The 8,517-nt window shown below is 33.4% G+C and carries 7 protein-coding genes; all 7 read left to right on the forward strand.

What is annotated here, in order from left to right:
* On the forward strand, positions 1-1,119 hold a 1,119-nt coding region (locus ENO17_07545; protein HER24883.1), incomplete at its 5' end, for a tetratricopeptide repeat protein.
* Between the two features lie 220 nt (positions 1,120-1,339).
* Entirely contained in the window at positions 1,340-2,350 is a 1,011-nt protein-coding gene (locus tag ENO17_07550; protein ID HER24884.1) for a hypothetical protein, read from the forward strand.
* A gap of 175 nt (positions 2,351-2,525) precedes the next feature.
* Positions 2,526-3,242: a hypothetical protein gene (locus tag ENO17_07555; protein ID HER24885.1), complete on the forward strand. Its 717-nt coding sequence runs from the start codon at positions 2,526-2,528 to the stop codon at positions 3,240-3,242.
* A 42-nt stretch (positions 3,243-3,284) separates the two neighbouring features.
* The gene (locus tag ENO17_07560) at positions 3,285-5,132 is read left to right on the forward strand and encodes a sigma-54-dependent Fis family transcriptional regulator (protein ID HER24886.1); all 1,848 of its coding nucleotides are present in this window, start codon (positions 3,285-3,287) and stop codon (positions 5,130-5,132) included.
* A 231-nt stretch (positions 5,133-5,363) separates the two neighbouring features.
* Positions 5,364-6,344: a thiamine pyrophosphate-dependent dehydrogenase E1 component subunit alpha gene (locus tag ENO17_07565; protein HER24887.1), complete on the forward strand. Its 981-nt coding sequence runs from the start codon at positions 5,364-5,366 to the stop codon at positions 6,342-6,344.
* Between the two features lie 11 nt (positions 6,345-6,355).
* Positions 6,356-7,327, forward strand: coding sequence for an alpha-ketoacid dehydrogenase subunit beta (locus tag ENO17_07570; protein ID HER24888.1), 972 nt, complete (start codon positions 6,356-6,358; stop codon positions 7,325-7,327).
* Positions 7,328-7,336: 9 nt separating this feature from the next.
* On the forward strand, positions 7,337-8,488 hold the full coding sequence (locus tag ENO17_07575) for a 2-oxo acid dehydrogenase subunit E2 (GenBank protein HER24889.1): 1,152 nt from the start codon (positions 7,337-7,339) through the stop codon (positions 8,486-8,488).
* Positions 8,489-8,517: the final 29 nt, after the last annotated feature.

Genomic DNA, 8,517 nt, shown 5'->3' on the forward strand with positions numbered 1-8,517 from the left:
ATGGTAGATATGCATAGAAAAATTTCAAAACTAAGCATTATAATATTTTTAATCATCTTATTTACCCTTTTTGCTACCACTGTCTTTGCCAGCACTGAAACAGAGAAATTATTACAGGAAATTATAGAAGGAAAAACCTTGAAACCAGATATTTTTGCTTTTATCAATATGGGAAACTTTTATTGTGCATTAAACCTATATGAACCCGCTGAAAAAGAATACCAAAAAGCTTTAGACTTAGATCAAACAAATATTTTAGCTAGGATAAATCAGAGTTATGCTTTGTATAGAATGGGAGAAAGAGAATTAGCTCTTGCTAATCTATCTCAAATTATTACCGAAAATCCCAATAATGCTTTTGCATACTATATAAAGGGAATGATATATAAAGATACGCTCAAGTATGATTTAGCCATACCGGAATACGAAAAAGTTGTTGAACTTATTCCTCAAAACGACAAACTTATTTCCGAATTGGCTCAACTTTACCAGGATAATGACCAACTAATCGAAGCAACGGAAACCTATATAAAATTGGGCAAATTGAAACCCAGTCCTTATATCCTGGAGAATTTTTTAGCTTACCAATTAAGTGCTGCGGATTATTTAAATTTGGGTGATTACTATAGTGGTGTGGGAAATCTCGAACAAGCTGTTTCAGCTTATAATAAAGCAACTCAATTTAGTGAGGATAAACGATCGGTAGCTATAGCATATTACCGATTAGGACTTATTGATCTAAAAGATAAAGAATACGAAAAAGCCATCATGGAAAAAGTATTATCCCAAAAATTCTACCCCTTATACATCAAAGATTTTACTTTCGATAATTTTGCCCAGGCTTTTATTGAAATTGGCAATATGCATTATAATGCAGGAGAGCTAAAAAAAGCTTATCAAAACTATGAACTAGCTCTTCAATTAGCAGATTCAAATTATATCCTCTCAGAGGCACACTATAAATTAGGATTATCTTATTACCGGAGCCAAGATTACGAAAATGCTGTTAGGGAAGGCGAAATTGCCCTTAGCCTAAACCCCGAATATTTGTCTGACCAACAAAGGTTGATTGATCTTTTAATTGCTAACTCCTGGTCTAATCTTACTAAAAAAGAATAAAACAGTATCACGTAAACATATTTTTTATTTTATTCTCTCTTTTAAAAATAGATTAAAGGTAAAATTGAATAAAGTTAAAATTATAAAAAAATATTTTATAATACTATACGCTAAACGTTGAACGCTATACTTTATTCATATACTATTTACTATTGACTAATTTAATTGGTGAATTGACCACTCGGTAAATTGGTAAATTAATAAAATCGAGGTGAAAAAAATGAAAGCAAGTAAACTAATTAAAGGATTAACTTTTTTACTTATAGGAATAATCCTCTTAGCAAATACTTTACAGATATTAGATTGGTCGGTATGGTCAAATTTATTCAAACTCTGGCCTTTGCTGGTTATCAGTTTAGGTTGGTCTTTAATTTTTAGGGGAAAGGGTCTTTCCTTTATCGGACCTCTAATTATATTCCTGGGAATTGTCGTGGGAGTTGGTGCAAGTTACATGGGAATTAATTTTGAAGGAGAAGTAGTAAGGGAAACAAAAACTCTTAGCCGTGGAATAGCCATAGAAATTGAAAAAATCCCTGAAACCGAAACGGCTCCGGATACCGAAGTGGCTCCTGATACTGACAAAACCCCTGAAACTGAAACAGCTTTGGAAACAAAAGAGTATTCTGAAATTGAAAAAGCTTCCATTGGATTAAATTTTGATGTCGGGAAACTTACCTTAGGAAAATCTACTCCTCTGCTTTATGAATGCATCTCTCAATATCGATATAAAGAATTTGAACCACTTGAGAAATTCTCCCAAACAGGAAAAGAATCTGACATACTAATCTACCATTCACCGACAACCCACTTAAAAAGAGGTTCTAATAATATTAAAAATGAATGGCAATTAAAATTAAATGATCAAATAATATATGAACTATACATTAAAACTAGCGCCATTGATACTGATTGTAACTTATCCGGTTTTAATATAGAAAAACTAACCATTGAAAGCGGAGCAAGTAATGTTAAATTAATCATTCCTCAATATAATTCTGCAATAATGATAGATTCCGGTGTATCTAATATTGATATTTCCTTACCTAAAAATGTAGGGGCAACCGTGAATATTGATTCTGGAATTGGGGTAAAAGATCTTAACGCTAACTACTTCACTAAAAAGAATGGTCGGTATATTTCTAATAATTATGATATCTCAGAATTTAAAACTGAGATAGAGATTGATTGTGGCGTTTCCAATATAGAGGTGAGCTATATAGATATTCCCTGATAACCATATCATTATACGCCCAAAAATAAATAAAATAGTAGGGGGTACGACGTATCGTACCCCCTACTATTTTATAGCAATTGTAGAGATAAATGTTATGATATACAATAAGTTCTAGCCTCTTATAATGATAACCTAAAAAAATAAATCCATTATCGCGGAGTACGGTAAGTCAATGAAACTAATTGTAGTTGATATCCTTAATTTTGAGCCTGAAATAAATTTCGAAATCGAAAAAAAGATTTTGAAAATAAGCAAGCCAGATAGTTTTATCCTAAGGTTCTGGCAAAATAATCCATGTGTGGTTTTGGGAAAATTTCAAGAAGAAGAATTTGAGGTGAACCTGAAATATACCAAAAGAAAAAATATCCTAATTTTTAAAAGATTCACCGGTGGCGGAACGGTCTATCATGATCGGGGAAATCTAAATATAACCTTCTGTAAGGAAAAAGATAATATTCTCTTCTCAAAATATATTCTGGAAGAGGTAAAGGGGATAACCGAGATAATCTTAAAAGGAATAAAAGAAGTCTACAAAAATTGTGAAATAAAGGAAAGAAATTCCATCTTTTTGGGAGACAAGAAAATTTTAGGTTCTGCTATTGCTCAAAAAAATAACAAATTTTTTTTTCAATCTTCACTCTTGATAAATTCTAATCTAAAAGAATTAAAAAAAGTAATAAAGTGGGTAGAAGAATATCCGAAAGATACAAGGACACCGGTTAAAAGTAAAAGAAGTGAAGTAACCAATCTTTCATCCTGGGCGCCTATTTCCGTAAATATGCTAAAAGAAAAAATATTGAAAAACTTTCTGCAAACACTTAAAATAGAAGAAAGTAATGTAATAAAAATTTACAATAATGATTTTTTAAAGATAGAAAATAATTTTTAACTGGTAGCGTTGATTTATTATTTTAAGCATCGGATAAAATATATGAAACAATTCAACAAAAAAGATGAAATGATAAAAGATCAAAAAAACTTAAAAAATATAGAACCAGTAAGGGTATCTCCTGAAGAGCTAAATAGAAGAAGGGAAAAAAATAAGATTTGGTTCTCTTCAATAGTCTCCCTTTTGGAAAAATTTATTTCTAAAATAAAAAAGAAAGATTTTTTTATTTCCTTTATAGATTCTGACAGAGTCGTTTTAAAGACAATCTCACCAAACGGAGAAGAGGGAGTTTTCACAGAAGGTGTTATTATCAGCAAAGATTTTTTTGGAACTACCTCGATAGAGCGTTCTCTTACTCGCCATGAAGAAGTAGAAATAATAGGATCTAATCATTCCTTATTACAATTAAAAGATTGGGCTTGTGCTTCTTCCCCCATTCGCGATTTTGAAGGAAATATTTATGGCGTTATCTCTCTTGCTACCAAAAAAAATAACTACCCGGTTTATGGATTAGGAATCATCTCCGCCCTTTCTCTTGCCGTAGAAAAAGAGGTAAGATTAAGAGAAATATCAGAAAATTCAAAGCTCTCAAAAAAATACCTGGATATAATAAGTAAAGGAACAAAAGACGGAATCATCTGTCTTGATGAAGAGGCAAAAATTTTATATTTAAATGAAAATGCCGGAGAAATACTCCGCGTTGATATAAAAAACTCATTAGGAAAACTTATTGTGGATATTGTAGATTTCGATCCGGTTATTTTATCTGTCTTTAAAACACATGAAGGCTATACTGACCGGGAGTTTATCATTAATAGTCCTCTTTGGGGAACACTTCATTTTATAAAAAGCGCCGTAGTGGTAAGAGACGAAAAGGGAAATTTTGCCGGGGTTGTAGATTTCTTTAGAGAAATAAATAGGGTAAGAAAATTTGTTACTTCATATATTGGTGCTCAAGCAAAATTTAATTTTTCAGATATTATAGGCAACAGTCCTAAATTGAAAGAAGCAATTAGAATTTCTAAAATTGCCGCAAAATCTAATTCCAACGTCTTAATTCTAGGAGAAACCGGCACCGGGAAAGAAATGTTCGCCCAGGCCATCCACTATGAGGGAATAAGAAGAAAAGAACCCTTTATGGTGATAAACTGCGGGGCAATACCCAGAGAACTTGCCGAAAGTGAATTCTTCGGATATGAGCCAGGAACTTTTACCGGGGCAGATAAAAAAGGAAGACCTGGAAAATTTGAACTTGCCAATGGGGGTACTATTTTCCTTGATGAAATTGGTGAATTTCCTCTGGGGCTTCAGGTAAAACTTTTAAGAATTATTCAGGAAAGAAGCGTTATCCGAATTGGAGGTGTAAGATCAATAGCGATAAATATTAGGATAATCGCTGCCTCCAATAAAGATTTATCAAGGGAAATAGATAATGGAAACTTTAGAAAGGACTTATTCCACAGGCTAAATGTAATACAAATTAATCCCCCCCCTCTAAAGGAAAGAACTGAAGATATTCCAATTTTAGTGAATTATTTTGTGGAAAAGCTTTCAATAAAATTACAAAAAACTATATCAAAAATAGATCCTTCATTTATCAAACCCCTTACTACTTATCACTTTCCGGGAAACGTCAGAGAGCTTGAAAATATCATAGAAAGGGCATTAAATATTTGCGAAAATAATGAATTAAATATATCTCATCTCCCTGGTGAAATAATAAAAAGCAATCCTTCCCTTAAATCTATAGGTGAAACAAAAAAAGAATCCTTAATTCAAGTTCTTCAAGATACAAAATGGAATATTTCAAAAACGGCAAAAATTCTGGGAATATCAAGACCTACAGTCTACCACCATATAAACAAGTGGCATATTCAGAAAAAATTCTAAAAATGTCCCTTTTTATTCAACATTCTTTTAATTAATAATCCCCTTTAGTGTAAATATTTTTTACATATTAGTTAAAAAATATTTTACAACTTTACACTTTTAGATTTAACCCTCTCTAAAATTCCTTACGAAATAAAGCTTTCTAAATTTATCAATCTTGGCACAAAACTTGCTTTTATGTTTATATAGAACTAATTGAAATTCAAGAAACATGCATGGAGGTAATTGTATATGGTGTATTCAAAAGATTTTTTATTAAATCTTTATGATACCATGGTAAGAATTAGAAATTTCGAACTCATGGCAGAAAAATTATTCTTGGAAGGAGAACTTCTTGGTTTTATTCACCTTTACATTGGAGAAGAGGCCATTGCCACCGGAGTTATGGCTAATCTTCGAAAAGATGATTTCATCACCAGTACCCACCGAGGACACGGTCATATGATAGCCAAAGGTGCAGATGTAAAAAGAATGATGGCAGAACTTTTCGGTAGAACAACAGGCTACTGTAAAGGAAAAGGAGGCTCAATGCATATAGCCGATTTTTCTATTGGTGTTTTAGGAGCAAACGGTGTAGTAGGAGGAGGTCTCCCTATAGCAGTCGGTGCGGGTTTAGGGATAAAAATAAAAAAGAATGACCAAGTTGTCGTAGCTTTTTTTGGAGACGGAGCATCAAATACCGGGGCTTTTCATGAAAGTTTAAACTTTGCTTCAATCTATAAACTGCCAATAATTTTTGTGATAGAAAATAACAAATTTGCCTCCACAGTAAGTACCAAAGACACAACTTCTGTAGAAAATATTTCCGATAGAGCAGTAGGCTATGGAATACCCGGGATAACCATAGATGGAAATGATATAATAACCGTTTACGAAACTGCAAAGAAAATAATAAAAAGAGCCAGAGAAGGCGGGGGACCTTCTCTACTTGAAGCAAAAACCTACAGAATTAAAGGTCATTTCGTGGGAGACCCCGAACTTTATAGAGATAAAAAAGAAGTCGAGAAATTTCGGTTAAATGACCCTATTAAAAAATTTGAGAAAATATTGACAGAGTTGAAGATGTTGAATGAAGCTGAAAAGAAAAAAACCTGGGGAGATAATGAAAAAGAAATTAAAGAAGCGGTTAAATTTGCTAAAGCAAGTCCTATACCAAACGGTAAAAACGCTTTAACCGACCTTTTTGTTAACGATTCCGGTTATGATTATTAAAGGAGATAAAAATGAGGGAAATAACTTTCGCTGAGGCTTTAGGAGAAGCAATTTATGAGGAAAGGGAAAAAGATCCAACTATTTTCACATACGGTGAAGATATAGTCAAACAAGGAGGTATATTCGGTGCATATAAATCTCTTTTAGGAAAATTTCCTGATAGAATTTTTGATACTCCCATATCCGAAGAAGTTATCTATGGTTCTGCATTGGGAGCTGCACTGGTAGGGATGAGGCCCATTGCCGAATTTCATTTTGCAGATTTTCTATTTACCGGTATTCAATCCATCACCCTTCAGATAGAAAAGATTAGATACATGACCGGTGGCCAAGGAAAACTTCATCTACTTTTAAGAGGTCCTGATGGCATATCTAATTCTGCAGCAGCACAACACTCAGAATCTATAGAAACCATATTCATGCACATCCCCGGAATAAAAATAATCATCCCTTCTACCCCTTATGATATCAAAGGACTTATAAAAACTGCTTTAAGAGAAGATGATCCGGTTATCTGTTTTGAGCATAAAATGCTATATAAGACAAAGGGTCCTGTTCCGGCGGAAGAATACCTTATCCCCTTCGGTGTTGCCGATATTAAAAAAGAAGGAAACGATGTTACGGTAGTGACTATGTCCAGAATGGTTCACGAGTCTTTAAGGGCAGCGAAAGAGCTTGAGTATGAGGATATAGGCGTGGAAGTTATAGACCTGAGAACTTTGGTCCCCTGGGACAAAAATCAAGTTATCGAATCAGTAAAAAAGACTGGTCGCCTGGTTGTAGCTCACGAAACCTGGAAGAGAGCCGGATGGGGAGCAGAAATTGCCAGTGTAATTCAAGAAGAAGCTTTTGACTATTTAGACGCACCTATTCTAAGAGTTGGAGCAAAAAATGTTCCTATGCCTTTTGCTTCCCCTCTCCAAGATTTCGTCACTCCCAGCTATAAAGATATCATTAATGCAGTAAAGAAAATTGTAAGGTAGGTAGATATAATGTATGAAATTAAAATGCCCAGATTTGGTTTAACTATGGAATCTGGCTTTATTGAAAAATGGTTTAAAAAAGAGGGAGAAAACATTAAAGAAGGTGAACCACTTTTTGAAGTTTCTTCCGAAAAAATAACCAATGAGATGGCTTCCCCTGCTTCTGGTGTACTTCTTAAAATAATTGGAAAAGAAAAAGAAGAAATAAAAGTAGGGGCAGTAATTGCTCTTATAGGAGAAGAAGGAGAAAAAATTTACAAAAATGAAGACACAGAAGAACTAAAAAGAATCATTGAAACAATAGAAAGAGAAGAAATCCTTCCTGTAAAGATTATCAATCCAGAAAGAGGGAGACGAATAAAAGCTTCCCCTCTGGCTAAAAAAATTGCTCGAGAAAAAAACCTCGACCTCTCTCAAATGACAGGTTCAGGACCGGATGGAAGGATAGAAAAAAAAGATATCCTCGTCTACCTCTCTTCTGCTTCTGAAAAGAAAGCAGATTTCCAAATAGAAAAACTTTCAAGTTTAAGAAGAACAATCGCCGAAAGACTATCAAAATCTTTTCATACAGCTGTCACTTTAACCAATACCACAGAAGTTGATTTTACTGAATTTAAAAAACTGATGAAAGAAAATAAGGTCAGGATAACTTCCGGTTTAATCTTTTTTCTATCTAAAGTTTTAAGAGAACTAAATCAATTTAATGCCCACTTTAATCAAGACGAAAAAGAAGTAATCATTTATAATAATATTAATATAGGCATTGCTGTGGACACAGAAAAAGGATTGATGGTTCCGATCATTCGAAATAGCGACAAATTAAACTTAGAAACAATTAATGACCAAATTAAGAAAATAGCTGGTGAAGCAAGAAAAGGTGTAATTTCTGAAAATGATATCAAGGGCTCAACTTTTACTTTAACTAATTTAGGAATGATGAGAACAGAAATTTTTACTCCGGTTATTAACCCGCCAGAAGTGGCGATTTTAGGAATCGGAAGAATAATCAAAAAACCTGTGGTCGTTGACGAAGATAAAATCAGCATACGGGAGCTAGCTTATCTTTCTCTTTCTTATGACCACCGAATAATAGATGGAGCAGATGCAGCAAAATTCTTAGATAAATTAGCCAGATTAATTGAAAATCCAGCGCTAAAATAGAAGGAGGTGAAAGAAAAAAGTTTATAGAC

The sequence above is a fragment of the Candidatus Atribacteria bacterium genome (assembly GCA_011056645.1).
In the GTDB taxonomy this organism is placed as follows: domain Bacteria; phylum Atribacterota; class Phoenicimicrobiia; order Phoenicimicrobiales; family Phoenicimicrobiaceae; genus Sediminicultor; species Sediminicultor quartus.

Bases quoted from the DNA above. Each gene is read 5' to 3' on its own strand.
- ENO17_07550 (HER24884.1), top strand. From the start codon at position 1,340: ATGAAAGCAAGTAAACTAATTAAAGGATTAACTTTTTTACTTATAGGA.
- ENO17_07560 (HER24886.1), top strand. From the start codon at position 3,285: ATGAAACAATTCAACAAAAAAGATGAAATGATAAAAGATCAAAAAAAC.
- ENO17_07570 (HER24888.1), top strand. From the start codon at position 6,356: ATGAGGGAAATAACTTTCGCTGAGGCTTTAGGAGAAGCAATTTATGAG.
- ENO17_07575 (HER24889.1), top strand. From the start codon at position 7,337: ATGTATGAAATTAAAATGCCCAGATTTGGTTTAACTATGGAATCTGGC.
- ENO17_07555 (HER24885.1), top strand. From the start codon at position 2,526: ATGAAACTAATTGTAGTTGATATCCTTAATTTTGAGCCTGAAATAAAT.
- ENO17_07565 (HER24887.1), top strand. From the start codon at position 5,364: ATGGTGTATTCAAAAGATTTTTTATTAAATCTTTATGATACCATGGTA.